Source organism: Caballeronia sp. LZ003, from assembly GCF_031451465.1.
GTDB lineage: Bacteria > Pseudomonadota > Gammaproteobacteria > Burkholderiales > Burkholderiaceae > Caballeronia.
In genome coordinates, this window is record NZ_JARUXJ010000003.1 from 44,516 (window position 1) to 68,367 (window position 23,852).

At 62.4% G+C, this 23,852-nt stretch carries 23 protein-coding genes; 8 read left to right on the plus strand and 15 right to left on the minus strand.

Translation table 11 applies throughout. The annotated features are described in order from the left end of the window. The first annotated feature begins 9 nt into the window (after window positions 1–9). Complete coding sequence (locus tag QCE79_RS18265; RefSeq protein ID WP_309846667.1) at window positions 10–708, plus strand: SDR family oxidoreductase; 699 nt, start codon at window positions 10–12, stop codon at window positions 706–708. A 54-nt stretch (window positions 709–762) separates the two neighbouring features. Here the strand turns inward: QCE79_RS18265 and QCE79_RS18270 are convergent, their stop codons facing one another. The 10 genes from QCE79_RS18270 to QCE79_RS18315 all read right to left on the minus strand — a co-directional run bounded on the left by QCE79_RS18270 (window position 763) and on the right by QCE79_RS18315 (window position 10,536). After that, the gene (locus QCE79_RS18270; protein ID WP_309846670.1) at window positions 763–1,806 is read right to left on the minus strand and encodes a sensor domain-containing diguanylate cyclase; all 1,044 of its coding nucleotides are present in this window, start codon (window positions 1,804–1,806) and stop codon (window positions 763–765) included. An 86-nt stretch (window positions 1,807–1,892) separates the two neighbouring features. Then, window positions 1,893–3,095: a cyclopropane-fatty-acyl-phospholipid synthase family protein gene (locus QCE79_RS18275; RefSeq protein WP_309846673.1), complete on the minus strand. Its 1,203-nt coding sequence runs from the start codon at window positions 3,093–3,095 to the stop codon at window positions 1,893–1,895. An 18-nt stretch (window positions 3,096–3,113) separates the two neighbouring features. Further along, a complete protein-coding gene (locus QCE79_RS18280; protein WP_309846675.1) occupies window positions 3,114–3,923 on the minus strand; it encodes a DUF1365 domain-containing protein in 810 nt (269 codons plus the stop codon). Next, entirely contained in the window at window positions 3,908–5,209 is a 1,302-nt protein-coding gene (locus QCE79_RS18285) for an NAD(P)/FAD-dependent oxidoreductase (RefSeq protein WP_250494407.1), read from the minus strand. Before QCE79_RS18285 ends, QCE79_RS18280 begins: the two co-directional genes overlap by 16 nt. 112 nt (window positions 5,210–5,321) lie before the next feature. Further along, complete coding sequence (locus QCE79_RS18290; protein ID WP_244829834.1) at window positions 5,322–5,921, minus strand: lipocalin family protein; 600 nt, start codon at window positions 5,919–5,921, stop codon at window positions 5,322–5,324. Next, a complete protein-coding gene (locus tag QCE79_RS18295) occupies window positions 5,918–7,060 on the minus strand; it encodes a cyclopropane-fatty-acyl-phospholipid synthase family protein (protein ID WP_250528065.1) in 1,143 nt (380 codons plus the stop codon). Before QCE79_RS18295 ends, QCE79_RS18290 begins: the two co-directional genes overlap by 4 nt. A gap of 16 nt (window positions 7,061–7,076) precedes the next feature. Next, window positions 7,077–7,865: a DUF1295 domain-containing protein gene (locus tag QCE79_RS18300; protein WP_309846681.1), complete on the minus strand. Its 789-nt coding sequence runs from the start codon at window positions 7,863–7,865 to the stop codon at window positions 7,077–7,079. Between the two features lie 234 nt (window positions 7,866–8,099). Beyond that, complete coding sequence (locus tag QCE79_RS18305) at window positions 8,100–8,828, minus strand: anti-sigma factor domain-containing protein (RefSeq protein WP_244829831.1); 729 nt, start codon at window positions 8,826–8,828, stop codon at window positions 8,100–8,102. Continuing rightward, on the minus strand, window positions 8,825–9,439 hold the full coding sequence (locus QCE79_RS18310; RefSeq protein ID WP_244829830.1) for a sigma-70 family RNA polymerase sigma factor: 615 nt from the start codon (window positions 9,437–9,439) through the stop codon (window positions 8,825–8,827). Before QCE79_RS18310 ends, QCE79_RS18305 begins: the two co-directional genes overlap by 4 nt. Window positions 9,440–9,627: 188 nt before the next feature. Then, entirely contained in the window at window positions 9,628–10,536 is a 909-nt protein-coding gene (locus QCE79_RS18315) for a LysR family transcriptional regulator (RefSeq protein WP_244829829.1), read from the minus strand. A 125-nt stretch (window positions 10,537–10,661) separates the two neighbouring features. On the opposite strand from QCE79_RS18315, the gene QCE79_RS18320 reads away from it, so the two are divergent. Continuing rightward, window positions 10,662–11,423, plus strand: a complete 762-nt coding sequence (locus QCE79_RS18320; RefSeq protein ID WP_244829828.1) for an SDR family NAD(P)-dependent oxidoreductase — start codon at window positions 10,662–10,664, stop codon at window positions 11,421–11,423. Window positions 11,424–11,446: 23 nt separating this feature from the next. On the opposite strand, the gene QCE79_RS18325 is transcribed toward QCE79_RS18320, so the two are convergent. After that, window positions 11,447–11,890, minus strand: coding sequence for an SET domain-containing protein (locus QCE79_RS18325; protein ID WP_250469065.1), 444 nt, complete (start codon window positions 11,888–11,890; stop codon window positions 11,447–11,449). A gap of 397 nt (window positions 11,891–12,287) precedes the next feature. Here QCE79_RS18325 and QCE79_RS18330 point away from each other — a divergent pair, with 397 nt between their 5' ends. Then, a complete protein-coding gene (locus tag QCE79_RS18330) occupies window positions 12,288–12,578 on the plus strand; it encodes a hypothetical protein (RefSeq protein WP_250469068.1) in 291 nt (96 codons plus the stop codon). Between the two features lie 12 nt (window positions 12,579–12,590). On the opposite strand, the gene QCE79_RS18335 is transcribed toward QCE79_RS18330, so the two are convergent. Then, complete coding sequence (locus QCE79_RS18335; protein WP_309846687.1) at window positions 12,591–13,607, minus strand: alpha/beta fold hydrolase; 1,017 nt, start codon at window positions 13,605–13,607, stop codon at window positions 12,591–12,593. A 292-nt stretch (window positions 13,608–13,899) separates the two neighbouring features. Between QCE79_RS18335 and QCE79_RS18340 the strand changes: the two genes are divergently transcribed. Continuing rightward, window positions 13,900–14,289 (plus strand): hypothetical protein, encoded by a 390-nt coding sequence (locus QCE79_RS18340; RefSeq protein WP_309846690.1) that lies wholly within the window; start codon window positions 13,900–13,902, stop codon window positions 14,287–14,289. A 25-nt stretch (window positions 14,290–14,314) separates the two neighbouring features. Here the strand turns inward: QCE79_RS18340 and QCE79_RS18345 are convergent, their stop codons facing one another. After that, a complete protein-coding gene (locus tag QCE79_RS18345) occupies window positions 14,315–14,629 on the minus strand; it encodes a hypothetical protein (RefSeq protein ID WP_244829823.1) in 315 nt (104 codons plus the stop codon). Between the two features lie 349 nt (window positions 14,630–14,978). Between QCE79_RS18345 and QCE79_RS18350 the strand changes: the two genes are divergently transcribed. The 3 genes from QCE79_RS18350 (at window position 14,979) to QCE79_RS18360 (ending at window position 18,754) form a co-directional block, all read left to right on the plus strand. Next, complete coding sequence (locus tag QCE79_RS18350; RefSeq protein ID WP_250469074.1) at window positions 14,979–15,266, plus strand: hypothetical protein; 288 nt, start codon at window positions 14,979–14,981, stop codon at window positions 15,264–15,266. Between the two features lie 20 nt (window positions 15,267–15,286). Further along, entirely contained in the window at window positions 15,287–17,083 is a 1,797-nt protein-coding gene (locus tag QCE79_RS18355) for an ATP-dependent DNA helicase RecQ (protein WP_250528071.1), read from the plus strand. 516 nt (window positions 17,084–17,599) lie between these two features. Continuing rightward, on the plus strand, window positions 17,600–18,754 hold the full coding sequence (locus QCE79_RS18360; RefSeq protein WP_250469075.1) for a porin: 1,155 nt from the start codon (window positions 17,600–17,602) through the stop codon (window positions 18,752–18,754). 92 nt (window positions 18,755–18,846) lie between these two features. Here QCE79_RS18360 and QCE79_RS18365 read toward each other — a convergent pair whose 3' ends face one another. After that, on the minus strand, window positions 18,847–21,237 hold the full coding sequence (locus tag QCE79_RS18365) for an ATP-binding protein (RefSeq protein ID WP_309846697.1): 2,391 nt from the start codon (window positions 21,235–21,237) through the stop codon (window positions 18,847–18,849). 398 nt (window positions 21,238–21,635) lie between these two features. Here QCE79_RS18365 and QCE79_RS18370 point away from each other — a divergent pair, with 398 nt between their 5' ends. Beyond that, window positions 21,636–22,382 (plus strand): DUF4105 domain-containing protein, encoded by a 747-nt coding sequence (locus QCE79_RS18370; RefSeq protein WP_250469077.1) that lies wholly within the window; start codon window positions 21,636–21,638, stop codon window positions 22,380–22,382. Window positions 22,383–22,391: 9 nt separating this feature from the next. Here QCE79_RS18370 and QCE79_RS18375 read toward each other — a convergent pair whose 3' ends face one another. After that, a complete protein-coding gene (locus QCE79_RS18375; protein ID WP_244829817.1) occupies window positions 22,392–23,750 on the minus strand; it encodes an MFS transporter in 1,359 nt (452 codons plus the stop codon). Between the last annotated feature and the right edge of the window lie 102 nt (window positions 23,751–23,852).

Genomic DNA, 23,852 nt, shown 5'->3' on the forward strand with positions numbered 1-23,852 from the left:
GAGCACGCGATGAACACACTCGAAGGAAAGACCGTTGTCATCACTGGCGGCTTCGGCAGTCTGGGGCTTGCGACCGCGCGCGTGCTGGCCGAGCGCGGGGCACGCATCGCGCTCATCGGCAGGGACGCGCGGCACGACCCGTTGCCCGCGCCGCTTGCGGATGCGTTCATCGTCACGGGCGCCGATTTGTCGGATGCAAAAGCCGCGCAAGCCGCGTTCGACGCGATCGCGCAAAAGCTTGGCGGCGTGCAGGCGCTGGTGAACGTGGCGGGCGCGTTTCGCTGCGAAACCATCGCGGATGGCAGCGTGGACACATGGAACCTCATGTTCGATGTGAACGTGAAGACGGCGCTCAACGCATCGAAGGCGGCCCTCGGGCTCATGCGCGAGGGCGGCGGGCGAATCGTCAACGTGGGCGCGCTGGCGGCGTTGAAAGCGGGAGCGGGGATGGGCGCTTATGCGGCTTCGAAGGCGGCGCTTCTGCGTCTGACCGAAGCGCTTGCCGAAGAGCTCAAGGATCGAGCCATTACCGTGAACGCGATCCTGCCTTCGATTATCGATACCGCACAGAATCGCGCCGATATGCCATCAGCGGATTTCTCGCGCTGGGTGCAGCCGGAGGAACTCGGCGCGGTGATCGCGTTTCTCTTGTCGGACGATGCACGCTCGATCACGGGCGCGGCGATTCCGGTGGCGGGGCGGGTTTGAGTGTTGGCTTGGCGTGGTTCATCGGGGCCGGAAACCCCGCGCGGCTGATTCACCTCATCGCGACTGCAACCTGAACGCCTCCCCACGAATCCCCGCCCGATCCACGGACGCGATGCGATTGCGCCCGTGTTCCTTCGCCTGATAAAGCTGCGCATCGGTCAGATTGATGAACGTCGTCGGATCGATGCCATCGGTCGGCACGACGGTGCCCACGCCGAAACTCGCCGTCACGCGCTGATTATGCGGCGAGCGCAGATGCGCGATGTCTTCATCCGCGATCAATTCCCGGCAGCGCTCGGCAATACGCATGACCGCTTCGGCGTCGGTATCCGCGAGCACGAGCACGAACTCCTCACCGCCGAAACGGCCGAGAAAATGCTTTGGCCCGGCGGCCTTGGCGAGCACGCGGGCAACGCGCTTCAGGCATTCGTCGCCTTGCAGATGGCCGTAGTAATCGTTGAAGGACTTGAAGAAGTCGATATCCACCATCACGAGCGACAACGGTTTGCCCGACTCCTTCGCGGCCTGCCATTCGCGCTGCATCACGTTGTCGAACATGCGGCGATTGCCGACGCCCGTGAGGCCGTCGCTCAGCGACAGATGTTCCAGTTCCTTATGCAGGCGCGCGAGTTCTTCCTCGGTGCGCTTGCGTTCGCTGATGTCGAACATGAAGCCGATCAGCGAGTCCACGCCGCCTGCCTCGTTGCGCACCACATGCACGACATCGCGCAGCCAGACATAGCCGCCATCCTTGGTCAACGCGCGATAGTCCGCTTCGTGATCCGTGCCCGCCTGCGACTGCGCCACGCAGAAGTTCACGACCGCCTCGCGATCGTCGGGATGCATGCGCGCGGCCCAGTCGTTGACGTCCTTCCACGACGATGGCGCCCAGCCCAGCAACGCCTCGATCTGCGGTCCGATATACGCGAACTGCATGGTGGCCCAATCGATCTTCCACGGAATCGCCTTGGTCGATTCGAGCAGCGTTCGATAGACCGCGTGATCGTCTTCGCCGAGCGCGCGTTCGGCTGGCGCGAGCGTGTCTTCGTGGCGCAGGAATTCAGCCTTGAGCGGGCTTTCAAATGGGTCTTGGCTCATCGTGTCGGTCGGAATGGTTCGTTGCGCGTGTTTACGGCCGTTAAGCGCACGGCTTTAACGCATTCGTTCCGCCCTGTCCCGAAGCCTTACCGCACCACCAAATGCATCACATCGATCCGCCCTTCACCAAAGCCCGCCTCGCAAAAAGCCAGATACAGCCGCCACGTGCGAATGAACGCATCGTCGAATCCAAGCGCACGCACTGCGTCGAGCCGCGCTTCGAAAGCGGCGCGCCAGTGATGCAGCGTGCGCGCGTAGTCCGCGCCGAACGCAAGCGACGGCGCCGCGCTCATCCCCGCTTTCTGCGCCGCCTGCACGAAGCGCTCGGGACTCGGCAACATGCCGCCAGGGAAAATCTGCTCGCGGATGAAATCGCTCGACGCGCGATACGCCAGAAAACGCGCATCCTCGATCGTGATCGACTGCACCAGCGCCTGCGCGCCCGGCGCGAGACAGCGGCGCAGCGTGCGGAAGTACGTGGGCCAGAAGCGCTCGCCAACCGCCTCGAACATTTCGATCGACACGATGGCGTCGTATTGCTCACGCAGATCGCGATAATCGCGTAGCTCGATATCGACGAGTTCGCTCAAACCCTCGCGTTCCATGCGTTCGCGCGCGAACGCATGCTGCGCCGCCGATATCGTCACGCCATGTACGCGAATGCCCTCGCGCGCCGCATGCCGCGCGAAACCGCCCCAGCCGCAGCCAATCTCGAGCACGCGCATGCCCGCGCGCAAGCCGAGCGTCTCGACGATGCGCCGGTACTTGCGTTCCTGCGCCGCTTCGAGCGAGAGGCTCGCGTCGCCGTCGAACCACGCGCTCGAATAGGTCCACGTGGGGTCGAGCCAGAGCGCGTAAAAGTCGTTGCCGATGTCGTAATGCGCGTGGATATTACGACGGCTGCCGGCGCGCGTGTTGGGCCGCAGCCGATGCCTGACGTTATGCACGCACTGCGCGATCCAGCCACCGTTCACGGTACGCTCGACGACCTTCTGATTGCGCATCGCGAGCCGCAATACCGCGGCGGGATCGGGCGTATCGAGCCAGTGATCGCGATACGCCTGCGCAAAGCCGATATCGCCCGAACGGAGAATGGCCCGGCACGCGCGCCAGTCGTGTAGGTGCAGCGTGGCCGCGGGCTGCTGCAGGGCATCGCCGAATACACAGCGGTCGCCGTCGGGCGTGACGAGCACGAGATGACCCACGCGTATGCGTTTGAGGAGGCCCATGAAAAGCCGCGCCGAAAGCGGCATGCCCGCCTGCGCGGAAATCGTCCGCAAAAGATTCATGTCTAGCCTTGTGTTTTGTTATTCGGTCCGTTCTTTCATCGCGTTCGGGTCCTCGGCCGATGGCGGATGTCTGCCGTGGAACGGCACGCGCTTGATCCAGAGCCGAAGCGCCTGCCAGTAAATGCGCGCGACGACGGCGACAGCCAGCAGCGGCTGGCTCAATAGCGTGCGCAAGGCAAGCGGGCCGGTTAGCGGCCGCGCCTTCAGGCCGATTGCCGTGCGAATCAATAGCCCGTCGCGGTCGCGATAGTCGATCGCGACCGACAGCCGGTCGCCATGCCGCCGCACGCGAAAGGCATAGTCGCCATCGACGTCGCAGAAAGGGGATACGTGCAGCGTCTTGCGGCAGGCGAGCTCGGTGTCATCGACGATAGGCGCGTGGTCCGGCGCGCTCAAGAGATAGCCGCGATGCCCGCCGAAGGTGTTGCGCACGTCCGCGTACAGCGCGCGCAAGTTGCCCGCGCGGTCATGGCAGAACCAGAAGCTCACGGGATTGAAAGCATGGCCGAAGACGCGCGGAATGGAGAGCAACCGGATTTCGCCATCGGCGGGAATCGCGGCATCGGCGAGGCGGGCGCGCATCCAGGTTTGCAGATCGCTGCCATCGCGCGGACCGAAGTCGCGCTGGAAAAACGCGAACGGCCGAACCTGGTCGATGCCGAACCACGCACGCTTCACTTCGCCAAGGCGCGCGAGGTCGCAAGAGACATAACAAACCGGATACTCGAAGCGATGATGCACCGGCCGCAGGCGCTCGTGCATCACGCGGCCCGTGAGCAAACGTGCTGCCTCGCCGTGGCCGCGCGCGACCTTCACAAGCGCGCCCATTCCGGTTCCACGCCGAAGTCTCGCGCTATCCTCAACGCCGACTTCAGGCCGTCCTCGTGAAAGCCGTATCCCGTCCACGCGCCCGCGAACCAGGTGTTGTGCACGCCCTGAATCTCGGGCAGGCGCTGCTGTGCATCCACGGCGGCGAGATCGAGCAGCGGATGCTCGTATTCGTAGCGGCCGAGTTCGCTGCCGGGCGCGGGTTCATCGACGGGATTGAGCGTCACGATCACCGGTGTTTCGAACGGCAGCGGCTGAAGCTGATTGAGCAGATAGCTCACGCACACCGGTTCGGCCTCACCGTGGCCCGCCCACGCGCGCGCGCCGAGATAGTTCCACGCCGACCACACGCGGCGGCGGCGCGGCAGCAACGCGCGATCCGTATGCAGCACGGCAAGATTGCGCTGATAGCGCACGGCAGAAAGCAATGTGCGCTCGCTGGCCGAAGCGTCGTCGAGCAGATGCAGGCTCGTTGGCGCGTGGGTGGCGAGGACGAGAGCATCGAAACGCTCGGGTCCGGCGTCATCGGTCATGACGACGACGCCTTCGTCATCGCGACGAATACCGCGCACGGGCGTGCCGATGCGCACATCGTCGAGCGTTGCCGCGATACGCCGCACATACTCGCGTCCGCCGCCCGTCACGGTGCGCCACCGCGGCCGATTGTTGACCTGCAAGAGCGCGTGATTGAGACAGAAGCGCAGAAAGGTCGCGGCGGGAAAACGCAAGATGTCGCTGGCGGCGCTCGACCAGATCGCGGCGGCCATCGGCAAAAGATAGTGACGCTGAAACGGCGCGCCATAACCGCCTTCGAGCAGCAACTCGCCGACCGAACACCGGTTGAGCGTTGCACGCTCCAAATGCTGCTGCGCCGATGCATTGAAGCGCAGAATGTCGCGCAACATGCCGATGAACGCGGGCGAAAACAGATTGCGCCGCTGCGCGAAGACCGTGTTCAGACTCGTGCCCGCCCATTCGAGCCGCCCGCCATCGAGCGACACGGAAAACGACATGTCGCTTTGATGCGTCGCCACGCCGAGTTCGGCGAGCATCGCGATCAGGTTCGGATACGTGCGCTCGTTGAAGACGAGAAAGCCGGTATCCACGGGATGCCGTTTACCATCCAGTTCCACGTCCACGGTGTTGGTATGGCCGCCGAGATAATCCGCGGATTCGAACAACGTCACGCGATGCTTGCGCGCGAGCAGCCACGCGCTCGCCAGTCCGGCGATTCCCGCGCCGACCACGGCGATGCGCTGACCTTGTCCTGGTGCTCTTCGGTTCATGTCGAGAGGTCTCCTCGCGCCGAGTGGGCCATTGCGGGCAGCGGTCAAACGTGTCGTCGCAAATCAATACGATGCGGCGCGCCCGCCGGATGCAAATGGCATGCAAAGGTTTTCAGTCGCCCTGTCCGGGACTCTGAAAGCCTGGCTGTCCGATCTGCTCGGGGCTTTGCGGCACGCGCCGGAACTGCGTCGTGTCGTATCCCATTGCGTCCAGACGCGCGAGGAGCGAGCGATACGTCTCGTCGTTCATGGTCGGCTCGCGCGAGAAGATCCAGCCGAGCTTCTTGTTGGGATAGCCGAGAATGGTGTAGCGATAATCCGGATCGACATAAAGCGTCATCTGCGTCACGTGGATCGGCCAGAAGATGCGCACGCTCCATTCGCCGCCGCCGCTGCCGGGCTTCACCGAATCGAGAAACTGATGATGCGTTTCGGGCGCGTCGAAGCCCTTCTTGCGGCCGAAGAACTCGTCGACGATCTTGCCGTCGTCGCGCAAGGTCCACATGACATGGCTCGCGACGAAATCGCGTTCGGCGAAGTAGGGGATATTCGCGATCACGAACCAGCGTCCCATATAGCGCGGCAGATCGACAGGCACGCTTTGCAAAGGCTGTTCGGCGCGCGGGTTCGGATTCGGCGGACCATTCGAGCAGCTTGCAACCAGCAGGATGATGCCCGCGCCAGCGAGCGCGGCAATGAGTGCGCGTTTCATGAGATGACCTTTGACTGAAGAGTGTTCGGCCGAGTGTTCAGCCGCTTCTCGAACAGGTAGTGCGCGACGCCCCACTCACTACCGGACGCATAGCCGAACAGTTCGGACACTGCCATATAAAACATGCGCCAGCGTTGCAGCCAGAGTGCGGCGTCGTCGCCATAAGTGTTCTGAAGCATCGGCATGACGCGAGCGCGCGCCGCGTCGAGCGCGGCGAGCCAGAGATCGGCCGTGCGCGCGTAGTGCGAGCCGTTGACCCACCATTGGCGCGTCACGCACAAATCGTCCTGGAAGTTGAGCAGCAGCGCGGCGGACGGCATGGTTCCGCCGGTGAAGAAATAGCGCGACATCCAGTCCGAACTGTCGCGCGAGGAGAAGTGATAAGCGAGCGTGCGATGCGCGAAGATATGCACGAAGAGCTTGCCGTCGTCGGCGAGCCAGCGCGCAATCTTTTCGAGCAGCAGGCCGTAATTCTTCATGTGCTCGAACATTTCGACCGACAGGATGCGGTCGAACGCGACGGCGTCGCCATCGGCGGGGAAGTCGAAATCGACGATATTGCCGGTCGTGACCAGCAGGTTCGTGAGACCGCGCTGGGCCGCGCGAGCCTCGATGAACGCGCGCTGCCCATGCGAATTCGACAACGCGACGATGCGCGCATTCGGGTAACGCTCGGCAAGCCACAACGCGAGCGAGCCCCAGCCGCAGCCGAGATCGAGAATGCGCTGGCCATCGGCGAGTTGCGCGCGTTCGGCATAGCTTTCGAGCATCGCGATCTCGCTTTGTGCGAGCGTTTCCTGGCCGCTCGGAAAATAGCCACACGAATATTTGAGGCGCGGCCCGAGATGAGCTTCGAAGAACGCGCCCGGCAACTCGTAATGCTGTGTGTTGGCAGCTTGCGTTTCGATGGCAATGGGGCTCGTGCGCAAATCGGCCAGCAGCGTATCGAGCGCTTGCGTGCGGCGCTCGCCGTCGCCCGCGTGTTCGTCGCGCAGACGCTGGCGGATGAAAGCGCGCATGCCGGCGCGCACCAGCGTATCGGGAAGCCAGCCGCGTTCGCAGAGGCGAATTATCCAGCTTTCGTCCAACGGGGGATTCGAATTGTCGAGCGGGCTCGCTTGTCGGGTCGATGCGTTCATCGGCGAAATCCTCGGGTTATGAATGCACTGGCGGCTTCGGCGGCCACGGCACCAGCACGCTGGTCGTGCGCATGTAGTCGCGATAACCGTCGCGCGTTTCGGCAAGCCGCGCTTCGAGCAGCGGAATGCCCGACACCTTGATAAGGAGCCACGCCATCAACAGCGGCGGCGCGACGGTGAGCCAGCTCCACGGCAGGCCGATCGAGAGCACCGCGTAGGCAACCCAGTGCACGCACTCGAAGAAATAGTTGGGATGACGCGAGTAACGCCAGAGGCCGTCGCGGCACACCTTGCCGTGATGCGATGAGTCGGCGGCAAAGCGCTTCAACTGGCGGTCGGCCAGCGCTTCGCCTGCCACGGCGATGATCCACACCACGACCGACGCCGCGATAGCCACCGGATGCGCGGGCTCGACCGAATATGCGGGCACGAAGAACGCGAGCGCGAGCAAGATGGAGATGAGCACCTGCAACTGGAAGAACCAGAACATGTTGCGCGCCGCTGCCGCGCCCCAGCGTTCACGAAACGCGTGATAACGCGGGTCTTCGGGTTTGCCGTGATTGCGCCGCCACAGATGCAAGGCAAGGCGCGCGCCCCAGACGCATCCGCCAGCCGCGACGCATAGACGATTGATGGACGCGCCAGTCCCGGCCACCGCGATAAACAGCGCGACGAGTGCGAGCGATGCCGCCCAGATCGGATCGATCATGCCGGCGTTTTTCGAGCGCAATTGCCAGAGCCATACGGCGCTGAAGAGCAGCACGAGGCCGGCGAAGGCAATCAGGAAGGAGACGACAACGGGCATGCGAAGCTCCACGAACATGCGTTCGATAGAGCAATACGGATGCCGGTTTGAGATGGATGCAGTTAGAGCGCGTCTTGTCGACGGCGAACGAAAACTCGACGTCGGCGTGGGCGTTGGTTCGTCGGATCACCGGTGAAGCAGGCTTGTTAGGCGGCGCGACGACTACTTTCGATCGCGAAGCGCAAACGGTGCGGTGCAAAGAATGCAAGCGCACCGCCTATGTAACGTAGCGCCTTACGTGCCGCGAATCTCGCCCGTGCCGATCACGGGACCCGTCGGCGCACCGGTCGGCGATCCGCCCGGCGGTTCCACCGACACCGCCAGCACCGCCTTGTTGCTCAGCAGCGCCATGATCTCGGGCGGAAGGTTCATGGTCGCAGGCGTGTTCGACGGGAATACGCCTAGCGCGATCGGCTTCGCGTCCGGCGGGATCAGCCAGAGCTCGGTCGCGCGATCCGCCGCGATGACCGATTGCACCGCCGGTACGACCACCATGCGCGAACGCGAGACATCGACGGTTGCGGTCCAGTGCGCGACGCCGTCCTTCTGCGCGATGGTCGCCACCATGTATTGCGGCGCCTGAGCGACGGTTGGCTGCGGCGGCGCTTGCGGCGCGCGCGTGAGATTCACCGCGACCAGCACCAGCGCGACGGCGCTCGCGCCGACGGCCAGCCAGCGCCACAGATCGAGGCTGTTCCACCAGCCGCTCTTCTTGGCCACCGAGCCTTCCGGCAGGAAACCGAGATCGCGCTGGATTCGCGTCCAGATGCGTGCGGGCGGCGTCACCGGCGCGATGTCCTGCGCGAGCGGAGCGAGCCGCTCGTGCCAGTCATCCAGCGTGCGTTGCAGGCCGGGATTGCGCGTCACGTCCGTTTCCAGCGCGCGGCGCTCCTGCAGGTCGAGCACGCCGAGCGCGTACTCGGCGCAGCGCAGATCGTCTTCGTTTTGGGCGGGCGTGTTCATTGTTCGAGGCACGTCCTGAGTTGCATGAGGCTTCGGCGAATCCAGCTCTTCATGGTGCCGAGCGGCACTGCCAGACGTTGCGCCAGCTCGTTATACGTCGCGCCCGTGAAGAACGCTTCGCGCACCGCGCGGCCTTGCTGCGGCTCCAGACGGTCGAGACATTGTTCGAGCCGCCGCCGCTCTTCGCTCGATTCGGCCGCGGCGGCGGGCGTCGGGGCATCGTCGGCGATTTCGGGGGTTTCGTCGTCGCCGAGCAATTCCTCGCGGCGCTGACGCATGCGGTCGATGGTGCGATTGCGCCCGAGCGTAATGAGCCAGGTGATGGCGCTGCCGCGTTCGGGATCGAAGGAATCGGCGCGACGCCAGGCGGCGGCGTAAACCTCTTGCAGGATGTCCTCGGCTTCGCCTCGGTCGTGCATCATCCGCAAGATCACGCCGAAGACGCGCGACGAGGTCACGCGGTACAACTCCGCGAACGCTTTCTGGTCTCCCTTCGCGACGCGCACGAGCATGTCGTTCAGGCGCTCGCGCCGCAACAGGCCGGCGTCGGTGTCGCTGCCGTCGTTTCGGTCGGAGTAATTGCCGGTGCTGCCGGAGGTAGTGTCCGTCATGGGCAGAATGGGTCGAGCCGCGCTCGGGGGTGAGGTCCTGCCGAAATATATCACCGTGCCGGCGCGCTGCAAGCAATCTGTCGCCAGGGCGCTATAAAGAAGCCTCGTCATGTCCGTGTCCTTCCGGCATCCCGTTCGTATTCTCAGGGAAGATACGGATCACAACGCGCACGGGATGCAAGCCGCGGCTATTCGAACGCCTCGGAAAAGCGCGCCATCGCCCAGTCGATAAACACGCGCAACCGCTGGCTCATATGCCGGTCGGGCGGATAGACGAGAAAGAACGGATAAGGCGCCGGCTGCCAGCCTTGCAGCAGCGGCACGAGTTCGCCGCGCGCGATCGCGGCATTGGCCGCATAGGCGAACGTCTGAATGACGCCGAGTCCCGCCAGCCCCGCCGCGAAGTGCGCCGTACTTTCGTTCACGCCCATGTAGCGGTTCTGCACGCCGTCCACGACGACCTTCGTCGCACCCTTTTCGAAGCGCATGGGCACGACGCGGCCCGATCGTGCCGACATGTAGTTCACCACGCGATGCCCTTTCTCCAGATCGGACGGATGCCGCGGCTTGCCGTATCGTTCGATGTAGCCGGGCGTGGCGCACGTGACGAAGCGCGCGCGTCCGAGCGGCCGGGCAACGAGCGATGGTTCGTCTGCCCGGCCGCCGCGAATCACGCAGTCGACGTTGTCGCCGATCAGGTCGACCTGACGGTCGCTCACGCCGAGCCCGATGTTGATCTCCGGATATTGCGCGGTGAATTCGGGCAGCGCCGGAATGAGCACGCAACTCGCCGTGGACGAACCGATGTCGATCCGCAACCGTCCGCGTGGCCGCTTCTGCGCGGCGCTGAAGCTCGCGTCGATATCTTCGAGTTCGTGCAGAAGGCGCGTGGTGCGTTCATAGTACGCATTGCCTTCCGGCGTAACGGAGACTTGACGCGTCGTGCGCTGCAGCAGCTTCATGCCGAGATGCTTTTCGAGCGAACCGACGAGCTTGCTCACGGTTGCAAGCGGCATGTCGAGCGAGCCGGCGGCGCGCGTGAACGATCCGGTTTCGACGACGCGCGCGAACACCCGGATGGCAAGAATCTGGTCCATTGATTATCTACGCACGTGGATAAAGTAATCGCGTTCGACGACTTTATTCAACAATCCATTGTTTGTACAGTGACGTTCATGCGCTGGCGACGACGCCGGCTTAACTGATCGAATCGGAGAACATCATGACTCAAGAAACGCAAGGCAAGCTGGCAAACAAGATTGCACTGGTGACGGGCGGATCGAGCGGCATTGGTCTTGCGTCGGCGCAGGAACTGGCGGCGGAAGGTGCGACGGTGTTCATCACAGGCCGTCGTCAGGCGGAACTAGATGCGGCGGTCGCGGCCATTGGCGCGGGCGCGACGGGCATTCGCGCGGATGTATCGAAGCTCGACGATCTCGACCGCGTCTTCAGCGAGATTCGCGAGCGTGCGGGGCGGCTCGATATCGTCGTGGCGAATGCAGGCGGTGGCGACATGGTGCCGCTTTCGCAGATCGACGAGGAGCACTTCGACCGCATTTTCGGAACCAACGTGAAGGGGCTCGTGTTCACGGTGCAGAAGAGCTTGCCCTTGCTCGTGGATGGCGGCTCGGTCGTCCTGATGGCCTCGACCACTGGAATTCAAGGCACGGAAAATTTCAGCGTCTACAGCGCGAGCAAGGCGGCGGTGCGTAACTTCGCGCGCTCATGGATTCTGGATTTGAAGGATCGCGGCATTCGCGTGAACGTGGTGAGCCCGGGCCCGGTGCGCACGCCGGGGCTTGCGGGCATCGTGCCTGAAGGTCAGCAGGAAGGGTTGTATGCGCATCTGGCTTCGTCGGTGCCGCTCGCGCGACTGGGCGAGCCGCGTGAGATCGGACGCGCGGTGGTGTTTCTTGCATCCGCTGACGCAAGCTTCGTGAACGGGGCCGAGTTGTTCGTCGATGGAGGGATGGCGCAAATCTAAGCGTCGACGTTGTCGGCGAGGCACTACCTTCCCGCCGACAACATCGTTCCCCGACAGCCCGATGCCTGACATCGGCATGCATAAAGCCGCTTCATTGCCGCCGTGCGCCGTCCTTCCACCGTCAGGCGGTAATCGATGAAGAGCTCATCGCCCTTTCGAATGGGCTGGATGGCGAAGATGAAGACGCGCTCGCCGTCCTGCTCGGCTTCGCAGTTCGGCGCGCAACTGTGATTGAGCCAGCGTGCGGAGTTGCCGCCGCGTGCGCCGTCGATCACGCTGCCATCGTCGAGACCGAAGAAGAAGGTGTGACCGTCCTCGGCGGTCGAGCGTTCATGGCTGCGTTGCGCCTGCTTCCACGTCAGCCGCTGCCCCTTGTATTCGAGCAGCAGCGCGCCGGTGGGTAGATCGGCGAGGGCGAAAACGCCCCGGCCATGGACGGGAGAAGTTCGTACTGTGATTCGTCGCATGGTGTGGCGGCTCGCTTGGGTTTGCTTGAATTCGCGCGAAGACGGGAGATTTGTTTGAGCCTGTGCGCGGCGATGGTTATGATGATGCCGTCATAAATCGCTGTCACGCCCATGCACGCTGTTTTAACCCGCAGGCGCAAGAGACGCAAGCCACTCAGAGGCACGCTCGCGCGCTATCGTAACCGTATCGTCGAAGTGTTGGGAGAGGCTCGCGGCGAACGCGTCATGATTCGCTCCATTCACGACGATGGCGTCGAGCGGCGCACCGCCGTCAAGTGGATCAACCTGCTGCCGATGGATACCGAACTCTTCTGACTTGCACTACGTCCTCATTCTTCTCTCATTTTCGGCTCGCAGAATGGCTTCATCGACGAACCGGAAACAACAGGAGACGAACATGAAGACGATCAGAAACATCACGCTGGCACTGGCCTTGAGCGCCGCTTGCATGACGGCGGCAGAGGCACATCCGTTCATTGGCGTGGGTATCGTGGGCGGGCCCGTGTTTCCCGTGGCTTCCAATGCGCAGAGCGCGCCGCCGCTGCCGGTCTACCCGCACGCAATGTACTCCGGCCCCGCGCCGCTGCCGCTCGATGCACCGCCGCCCGTTTATGTGCAACCGGCCATCGGCAATATCGCGGCGATCATGGGACATGCGAACCCGGCGAACGGCATAACGGGATCGTAAGGACGCATATGCTCAGGCCGCGAGGCTGTGCTTGCGCAGCCATTCGAGCACGATCGCAGCGATGGCGTCGCTGTTGTCGTCGGCCATGAGCGCGTGAGAGTTGCCGGTAATGCCGCGCGCGGGCAGATCGATCCATTCGACATCCGTGCCCGCCGCAGCCAGCGCGTCATGCCAGCGCCGGACGTTCGGCACCGAATCGACCCAAAACGAATGCTGATCGAGATAGTCGCCCCAAAGGAAGAGATGCGGCACATCGCGCAGAAGAGCGGCGTCGTGATCGTCAGGGGACGGCGCGCCGGATGGCTCCAGCGAGATCACCGCCTTCACGCGTTCCGGCGCATTGAGCGCGGCCGTCAGCCCGAAGTTGCCCCCCTGACTATGCGTGAGGATGATGCTGGTGTCGAGGCTCGCGATGAGCGCGTCGTAAGCATGTTGCGTGCGGGCATTGTTGGTCGCCCAGCGCGGCACGAACTGATGCATGAAGGTTTCCATCCGCCCGACAGGAAAGCGCACGCCTTCGTGCGAGCGTCTTGCCGCTTCATCCGGATGCCACGAGCCCGCCGGGCCGAAGCGGAAGGTTTCTTCCCACGCCTCGCGCGCCGTGCGAAAGTAGGGCGCTTCGGCGAATACCTCGGGATACGGCGCCCACGACGCGCGTCCGCGTTCGACCGCATCGGAGACATACACATCCAGACCCGAGCGCAGGAAGAACATCTGCCAGCCGGGACGGCCGTCGGGCGTGGTCTCCCAGTTGACGCCGCTCATGCCGCCGCCATGCCAGAGCAAGAGCGGCCATCGTCCGGTGGGACGTTCGAGCCTGATGTATTGCACGTACATCTGTCCCGCGATGATCTCGCCATTCTGATCGACAGGATGCACCGCGCCCTGGTTCGTGCTGACGCGGTCGCGATGCGGCATGCCGCTTAGCGTAAGCATCTCGCCGCCGACGAAGAAGCTGCCGATGTCGCGTACCGAGATGCAGGTTTGCAACTGGCGCTGTGTGTCGGCTGCGTGGGGATGATCGGTCATGGATGGCGCCTTTTTCGGTGGGCACGCGGGATGGATCGTTCCTCATTCTAGATGCTTCCACGAAGTGCACCGGCGCAATTACAAACCGCTTCACGCGGTCCGCTGGCGCGTGGTGCACACTACGCGCAGACGAATGGCTTTCACTCGGGAACAACGGCTTATTGTGTGGCTCTAAGGGGTCGACAAACACGCGACAGTGCTTCAGGTGCCGATCGCGTCCACGACACACGCGTGCCTCGCGGCGGCTCTTTTTTCGATTGGAGCTGAGCCAAAGCGCGCCAGCTTGCGGACCATGAATACCCAACTCAGCAACGAATGCAGGACCCGGCTTTTCCGGATCACACTTGAAACGCCGGCAGAAGGCGTGGCCTTCGTCATGGCGGACAGCCGCGAAGCGGCATGGCGAATCGGCAAGACGGTGATGGCGGTCTTGCGCGGCATCGGCGTGTACGATGTCGCGCTCAAACACGTTCACTCGTTTGCCGAACTCGTCGCAATGGGCAAAGGCGATGACGAAGACCTGCGAATCTTCGAAGTGGCTTACGACGATGAAAACGGCCCGGTCTGGGCCGGCTCGCCGTATTTCCTGACTAACGATTCATCGCTGCTCGGCAAGTGGGCCGAGCTTTGCGCGGATCTCGCGGCGGATGCGGCGCGTATGGCCATCCGGCGAGCGAGGTAGTCTTTGGGCCTGGAACGGACCAAACTCAGGCGGCTGCACGCCGGTTCTGAGCGTCCTCATGCGACTCGGGGTACGCAGAGTCGAGCGCGTTATCCAAAAGAGCAAGCTTGCGTTGCAGCGAGGCGACGCGATGGCACTGCGACGGGACGAGATCGTAGTCGGCATCGAGCTGGGCGATGCGTTTGTCCCAATATCCGGTCGGAAAACGTCCCGGCGCCACGTCGGGCGGCCCGGCATAGCTTGCGAGAATCAATTCCAGATGTCTGAGTTCGCTTTCCGCGAGTTGCGCGGTTCGGCGCTGTCGAAACTCGGGGATGGCGGCATCGATGCCTTTCTTCATAGTCCTTTTCCTGCTCGATTCGTAAAGTAAACATCTGAGCAATTGACGTTCCGATGGTTCGCTTTACCTTCTTCGAAATTGTTTCCAATTGAAAACCAGCTTGCGGTGAGGCTTATCTGGTCTCGTTTCCGCACCTTTTGGCATCGAGCGGGTTTCCCTCATTCTTTCTCCGAACGACCGTTCGAGGCATGGAACGCATTCAAAGCACGGAAGAATCAACGGGACATTTCTTCATTGCCTTGGCGCTTTCTTCAAGCAAGCGGTGCTGGGTCTGCTGATTGCTTTGATGCTGTTCGAAGGCAGCGCGGCAACTCCTGCATAAGCGCTAGCCTCCATCGAGGTATCGACAATGAAAAAGACAGCGTCTTCCATCCTGTGCTGCGCCGTTGCGTTGACCGGACTCATCGGCTCGATCGCGGCGCATGCTGAAGAGAGCACCGTGCCGGGCAACACGCAATCGGGCTCTGGCGCATCCGGCAAGTCGGCTGGAACGGCAGGCGGCGCGGGCGCCGCAGGCAAGGCGGGCACCGATCCCACGACGCTCGCGCGTACCGAAGAGGAACGCGTGAAACAGAAGAACGCCAAGAGCAGTGGCTCTGGCAAGGCCGATTCGAAAAGAAAAGACTGGAAAGACTAAGCCCTCGCCATCTCCGACTTATGAACGATAGCCGCACACGCAAGAGCCGTTCGTCGCGACCGCTCGACGCCGAACTGGAAAAGGCACTACTCAAGGTATTCGGATTTCCGCATCTGCGGCCGGGTCAGGAAGAGGTCATTCGAAGCGTGCTCGACGGCGCCGATACGCTCGCCGTCATGCCGACAGGCGCCGGCAAATCGCTTTGCTATCAACTGCCGGCGCTGCAATTCGAAGGCATGACGATCGTGGTATCGCCGCTCATATCGTTGATGCGCGATCAGGCTGCCAAGCTCGCGGAAGCGGGCGTGGCGACGAGGGTTCTGAATAGCACGCTCAAGGCAAGCGAAGCGCGCGAAGCAATGCAGGCCATCGCCGATCATGCGGTTCGCATACTGTTCGTCACGCCCGAGCGTCTCGTCGATGCCGAGTTCAACGCAACACTTCTTGCCGATGGCATGCCCGAAGTTCCGCTGGTGGTGATCGACGAAGCGCATTGCATTTCGCAGTGGGGACACGACTTCCGTCCCGCGTACGTCGAACTCATTCATGCGGTCAAGACGCTGGGCCGACCGCCCGTGCTCGCGCTGACGGCAACCGCGACGCCCGCGGTCGTCACGGACATCGTGCGCGAATTGCAAATGCGCCATGCAAACGTGATCCATACGGGCGTGTATCGCGAGAACCTGCATTTCTCCGTCGAGCAGCTGACGAATCCCGAGGAAAAACGCGCGCGTGCAATCGAACGCGTGAGCGCAATGCAAGGCAGCGGCATTGTGTATTGCTCGACGGTGGCCGAGTGCGAGGCGCTGCATGCCGCGCTCGTCGATGCCGGCGTGGAGGCCGAGCGTTATCACGGTAAGCTTGCGGCGAGTGTACGTTCGGAAGCGCAGGACGCATTCATGGAAGATCGTGTGCGCGTGATGGTGGCGACCAATGCATTCGGCATGGGGATCGACAAGCCGGACATTCGCTTCGTGCTGCATGCGCAGATGCCCGGCAGCCTCGACGCGTACTATCAGGAAGCAGGCCGCGCGGGCCGTGACGGCGAGCCTGCGGATTGCATTCTGCTCTTCGAGATGAAGGACAAGCAGGTTCAGCAGTTCTTTCTCGGTGGCCGCTATCCGAGTGCGGAGACTATTCGACTCGTGGCCGAAACCGTATGCAAGCTCGCCAAGGAAGATGCTGGCCACACGCTGCAGAAGCCGCTTGAACGCTTGCAGGAAGCGATGCCGAATATCGGTGCGAACAAATTGCGCGTGGCGGCAACATTGTTGAACGAACTCGGCATGACGCGGCGCACGCAGCGCGGCGGCATGAAACTCATCGACGATGGCGCGGCCTTCGCGCATCTCGATCAAGCAGCGGGCGCGTACACCGCGAGAGCGGAGCGTGACCGCGCGGTGCTGGAACGAATGATCACGTACGTGCAGAGCGCGCAATGCCGCTGGCGCATCGTGCTCGACTATTTCGCTGCCGATATCGACGATGCAAAGTCGCATGAGCTTCTGCGTCAGGCGGAGATGAATTATCGATCGCCGGAGGACGAGCTTGGCGGCAAGACATGCGGCGCTTGCGATAATTGCCTGCATCCGCCGGAGATCAGCGTAAGCGCGCGTGAAGAACGTGAGCACGCACGCGTCGATGAAGCGTCGAAGCCGCTGGGCAAACTAAAGACTTTCGAAGCGGGCGATCGCGTTCGCGTGCGTCGCTACGGCGTGGGCACGGTGGAAATGATGAGCGGTGAAAGCGTTGCCGTCCGCTTCGCCGATGACTCGACGCGCACGTTCGTCGCGCAATTCGTCAAGCGCGCTTCTTAAGTTTTCTTTAGCGTTTTCTTAGCATTTCCCAAGCGCGCGGCTTAAGCGCTTTAAGTCATGAAAGCGCGTTTAGCGACGCTTGACAATTAAGCGCAATCGAAGCGTAAAAAGGGCGGCTTCCTCTCGCGAAGCCGCCCCTGTCCCTGGACTGCAATTCGGAGTTCTTCAGGACATGACGAAGCGTAACAACCCGATCGCCAACAACAAACCGCATGGCTCGCAAATGGCTCTTGCGTGGATCGGTGAAATGCCGTCGTTCATGCACAACACGAAACCTCGTCTGTATTACTCGCCAAGAGACCTAAGCGTCTGAGCTTAAAGGGATATGAAGCGTCCACTTAGCTTAGTGCGGTTTTAGCAAAATATTGTTTCCTGGCGACCGCAGCGGAATAAGCAAAGTGCTCGCATATAGTGTCCCTCAAGTTTCTTGAGGAGCGCGCTTCTGCTTGCGCGGTAGCCTGATCTTGAAGAAGCCTGGTCTTGAACATGAACACTTAGCAGGGCACTTAGAGAACCATGAAAAAAACTCTTCTCATCGCAGGCGTTCTTGGCACATTCGCCGCAACGGCTCAGGCGCAAAGCAGCGTCACCTTGTACGGCACGCTCGACGCGGGCCTCGTCTACACCAACAACTCCGCGGGACACAGTAACTGGCAGCAAGGCAGTGGTTCGGTATCGGACACGTATTTCGGTTTGCGCGGGTCTGAAGATCTGGGCGGCGGAATGCACGCCCTTTTCAAGTTGGAAAGCGGCTTCAACCTCAACAACGGCAGCTATAGCGAAAGCAACTCCATGTTCAGTCGTCAGGCGTATGTCGGCTTGCAACATGACCAGTACGGCACGATCACGCTCGGTCGCCAATACGACTCCATGGTCGACTACCTCGCGCCCTTGTCGGAACCGGGCGGCGGCTATGGCAATAACCTGACGGCGCATCCGTTTGATAACGACAACCTCGACAACTCGTTTTCGATCAAGAATGCAGTGAAGTATCAAAGCGCCAACTATGGCGGCTTCAAGTTCGGCGGCTTGTATGGCTTTAGCAATGACGCCGGCCAGTTCTCGAACAATCGCGCATGGAGCGCGGGTGCTTCGTACAGCACGGGTCCGTTGAACTTTGCGGCGTCTTACCTGCAAATCAATAACTCGCGCACGGGCAATACGGGCGGCGCGGTAGCGGCGGGTCAAGGCAGCAACAACAATCTGACCGCCGATCAGCAACGCACATTCGGCGCAGGCTTGAATTACGCTTATGGCCCGGCGACCGTCGGCTTCGTGTGGACGAATACGCATTACGACAACCTGATCGCGGCGTCGCAAGGCGGCTCCACGTTCGCGCTGCCGGGCGGCACGAACCTGCATATGAACAACTTCGAACTGAACGGCCGCTATGCGTTGACGCCTGCGCTCGATCTCGACGCGTCCTACGCGTACACCGACGGCAAGATCAACGGCGCAAACGGCTCGGGCGATCCGAAGTGGCATACGGTGTCGCTCAAGGCGGATTACTCGCTCTCGCGTCGCACGGATGTGTACGTCGAAGGCGTGTATCAGCATGCTTCGGGCGAGCTTGGCAATGCAGGCGCCAATGTCGCGATGATCAACACGCTGTCGCCTTCGACGACGCAGAATCAGGTGGCGGCGGCGGTCGGCTTGCGTCACCGCTTCTAAGCGTGCGTGCTTCGTTGTTGCCCTAGCATCACGCGATAAAAAGGGGCTGCGATCTCATGATCGCAGCCCCTTTTGCTTAAACAACGAAGCGCTTATTTCTTCTCTTCCGAGCGCTTGACGAGCTGTTCGAAATCCTGCGCCGCGCCGCCCGTTCCCGCTGCCAGCCGCGCCAGCGCCGAAGCCGCCGTATCGCGCCGCACGCCGCTTTCCGGCCGATACTGCTTAGGCAACGCAATGAAGAACGTCGCGCCGTGATCCGGCTGGCCTTCGCCCCAGACCTTGCCCCCATGACGCTCGATGATCCGCCGCACGTTCGCAAGTCCGATTCCCGTGCCATCGAATTTTTCATCGACGTGCAGCCGTTGGAACACGCCGAAGAGCTTGTCCACGTAGCGCATGTCGAAGCCCACGCCGTTGTCGCGCACGAAGTACACCGTGTAGCCCGCGAGTTCGCCCGTGCCTTCCCGCGAGCCGATTTCGATGACCGGTTGCTCGCGCGCGCCGCTGAACTTGACCGCATTGGCGATGATGTTGTTCAACGCCACATGCAAAAAGACGTGATCCGCTTCGGTGGGCGGCAGCGCATCCACCTTCCAGTGCACACGCGCTGACGTTTCCTCGTCGATGTCGGTCTGGATGACCGTATGCACGAGCGCATGCATATCGACCTTATGCGGCCGCAACGCCGCGCGGCCGAGTTGCGCGAAGGAAAGCAGGTCGTCGACGAGACGCCCGCCGAAGCGTGCCGATGTCACGATACGCTCCAGATAGCCGCGCCCACGCTCCGACAGTTTCTGGCCGTCCATTTGCTTGAGCAGATCCGCAAAGCCCACGATATGCCGCAACGGCGCTCGCAGATCGTGCGACACCGTGTACGAAAAGCCTTCCAGTTCGTGATTTGCGCGGCCGAGTTCGGTCGCCAGTTGCGCGATCTCTTCCGCACGCCGCAGCACGATGCCGAGCACGGCCGCGCGGAACTCCAGCGCAATCTCGCGCTCGGCGGTGCGCCACGGCAAGGAGCGATTGCGCACCTCATCGGTCCACGTTTCGAAGCTCACGCGCGGCGAGAGCGAAGAGGAAAGCCCCGTTAGCTTCGCGCGCGGATCGCCCGCCCATTCGATGGTCTGCACCACCTCGCGGCGAAACCAGATCACGTAATTGCGATAGATCTTCGAGATCGATACCGCGAGAAAACCCGCGACATTCGGCGAATCTGGCAGCACGGGACAATGCGCCGATGCGCGATCCGACAGCACCACGTCCTCGCTTTGCTGATCGAGCCAGTCGACAAGCGCTGTCACGTCGTGCTCGCTCGGCGTCACGCCGATGAGCGACGTGCGCCCCTCGAAGATCACCGCCGCGCCCGATGCGCGCGTCAAGCCGAGCAGGTCGTTCGAGTCGTTGACCAGGGCTTCGACGAAGCTGTCGGTATTGGCCATCGACGAAAGCAGCTCCGAAAGCATGCGGCGCAGTTCGAGCCGGTAATGCGCTTCGTTTTGTGTTTCACGCGCCTCGATCTGCAGCGAGACGATCTGCGCGACATGCTCGCAAGCCGTGCGTACTTCGAAGGGCGGCAGGCGCGGCGTCGCGTGATGACAGGAGATCAATCCCCAGAGCGTGTCGTCGACGACGATGGACATCGACATCGAGGCAAGCGTGCCCATGTTGCGCATATATTGCAGATGCACGGGCGAGACGCTGCGCAAGGACGCGTAAGTGAGATCGGTCGGCCGGCCAGTTTGCGGATGCAACGCGGGCACGAGCGGCGCGGCTTCGTAATCGGCGTTCGAAATCAGGCGGATGCGATTGCGCTTGTAGAGCTCGCGCGCCTGGGCGGGAATATCGGACGCGGGGAAATACTGGTTCAGGTATGACTGATAGCCCGGCTCGATGGCTTCGGCGAGCACGTGGCCGTTGCCGGCTTCGTCGAATTGATAGACGAGCGTGCGCCCGAAACCGGTAATGCGCGCAATCTCCGTCGCCGCGAACTGGCAAAGCTGCTCGACCGTGCGCATGGACTGCACTTCGGTGACGAAGGAGCGCACGAGCGGATACATGCTCGAAAACACTTCGGCGGTATGTTGCGCGGGTTCCAGTTCAACGAAGAGCAAGCCTTCATGCCGATGCACGACGAGCGCGAACGGGCCGCTTTGGCTCCAATGATCGATGACGACATTGCCCGTGTGGATCGTCGCGCCATCGCGCGTAAGCCTTCCCAATTCGGCGACGGCGCGGCGGCTGGCCTCATCGCCGATGACGAACGACAGCGGCTCGCCGAGGCAACGCTCGGGCGCGATCGACGTGAGTTGCGCGACATTGCCACTCACTTGCAAGATCGTGTCTTGTGCGTCGATGCTCAAGAGAAGACCGTGCGGCTGGATGCTGCCGGGAACGTGAATGGGCTCGCGCGCGCATTCGGCATACGCCGATGCATCGGGCGCATTGAATTCACTGCTGTGTGCGGTGGAGGAGTTGTCCGTCATTGTCTCGATAAGGCGTTTCGGCGGCGCAAAGGCGCGCCGGTTTGTCCAATGGCCGCAAGCTTCCAGGCAGCAGACGCATTAAGACGACGATCGGGTCGCGGGCTTCGTGCGGCCCTGACACGATGGTCGAAGACGATTTACGGTTCGCACGCCGGTCTTTGAACCGGATTTTTTTCTGCATGTCGATGCGGCACGGCCGGTCATTTCTACTCCGGGCGGCGCATCCTGGCTGATGAAGCAATTGTAAGCGGGCATCGCAATCCTTGTTTTCAGACCGGCGCGTTCATGCGGATATTCGGGCATACCGGCGCTTTCGCATGAATCGTTCCGCGCTTCGAGTCGCACGAAGTCTCGCGGTACAGTGGCGGTTGGTCACGAGCCTTTCATGGAGTCCGACCGTGAAATCCGGCACGGAAAAGAGCGCGCCTTGGGTGGAGGAATATGCACGGACCGCGTCCGCCATGTGGTGCGGCGACCAAGTGCGTATTCGCAATGTCCGCAACTTTGTCTACCGAACGCGGGACGAAGCCACGCCCGCCTATTTCGACGCCATCTATGAGATCTCGCGACTACAGACGGTCGATCTCGTGGTGTCGCGCTGGACGCATGAATCCATTGCACATGTGTTCGTAAGCTTCGGTTTCGACGATGGCCGTTATCTCTCCATCTCCATCGAAACGCGCCGTCGGCAAGGGCAGCATTATTCGACGTGGCGCGGCTTCTTCAAGCATTACGATCTGATCTATGTCGTGGCCGACGAGCGCGATCTGATCGGCGTGCGTACCGATATACGGCGCGAACGCGTGTCGCTGTATCGCGCGCAGGTCACGGCCGCCACCGTGCGCGCGCTGTTCAAAGACTACATGCGGCGCGTGAACGACCTGAACGAACGCCCCGAGTTCTATCACACGCTCTTCAACAACTGCACGAGCAATATCCTGCATCACGCGCGAACGGTCGCGCCGCATCTTCGTTATAGCTGGAAGGTGCTGCTAAGCGGCCACGCCGACGACTACACCTATCGCATGGGCCTGCTCGACAACACCTCGACGTTCGATGAACTCAAGCGGCGCAGTCTCATTGTGCGGCCGGAAGGCGCGCTGATCGACGAAGACTTTTCGGCGGCGATCCGGCGCGCTCATTGAGTGCTTGGGTCAGCCGGCCGTTCTCGCGGCGACGCTGCCGGAACCGGCATGAAGCGCCCGGCGTGCGCAAAGCGCGAGCAACACGCACGACAGCCCGTTGAAGAGAAAGAGTCCGCGCGGACCGAAGACGGTCATCAATAGCGAAGCCAGCGCCGGACCGGTCATGCCGCCGAGCGAGAACAGCACGAGCAAGGTCGCCGAGATGGCGACGCGCAAATGCGCCTCCGTTCTATCATGCACGTGCGAAACGATGAGCCCGTATTGCGTGAACGTCACCGCGACATACGCCAGCGTGCCGCACCACACCACCGCGCGAAAATCGAAGCACAGCAGCACGAAGCTCAAGGTCGCCGAAATCGATGCCGTGTAGAACACGAGACGCCGCCTGTCCACTTTGTCGGAGAGACGGCCCATCGGCCATTGCGGCAGGAGTGCGCCGATCAGCGCCACGCCCATGAAGGTCGCGAGTTCGCTCGTCGAGAAGCCGGAGCGTTGAAGATAGACCGGCGTCATCGAATAGAACGCGCTGTAGAGAAAGCCCGCGAGAATGCAGCCCGGAACCGCGAGCGGCGTCGCGGCCATCATCTCGCGCAGGCTCTCGCGCCAAGTTCGGGCGGGCACGCGGTCGAGGTTTTCATCGGCGACCTTGACGGGCCAGCCTTCCAGCAAGGTCACGGGCAGCACGGCGGCGGCGAACAGCGCGGCGGCGATGGAGAATTGCTGCGCACCCGTGCCCGCGCCGACATTGAGCAAGAACTGCCCGGTGCCGACCGCGAGATAGTTGATGGCTGCATACGAGCCGAAGACCTGGCCGCGCCGCTCGTTCTCCACCGTGCCGTTGAGCCAGCTCTCGATGGACGTATAAAGCCCCATGAACGCGACGCCCGTGAGAATACGCACGAGCGCGAGGAGCCACGGCGACTCGCTCGCGCCGAACGCCAGCGCGAGAATCGACGCGGCCGCTGAAAAAGCCACGAATGTCCGATGCTGCCCGATCCGGTCGATGAGCCGCCGGTTCACCACCGCGCCGAGAATGAAGCCCAGGTAATAGCACGACTGAATGAGGCCGATCACGAGCGTCGGATAACCCGCCTGCAGGATGCGCAGCGGTATCAGCGTCTGGAAGAGGCCGTTTCCCGCGACGAGCAGCGCATAGCCGCACAACAGGCCCGCGAGCGCGCGATAACTGCTGCCCGCGCCGCCGGGCGGTGGCGGCGGAAGCGGGTCGCCGCCCGAAGGCGGTGTCTGACGGCCGAAGAGCTTGGCTTCGGTGAGCGGTCCGGTCCGTGCGATGGATGAGGACTCCGGCGTTGTCTCGCTCTGTGTCTGATCGGAAAACTGCGGCGTTTCGTCTGCTATTTTTGTCATGACACTCGTTTGCGTTCGGAACGGCCCTTGGTCGAGGCGCGTTCGCACCCGATGCTACCTGAAACCGGAACGGCGCCTGAGCACGTGTGCGACCAATTCGTG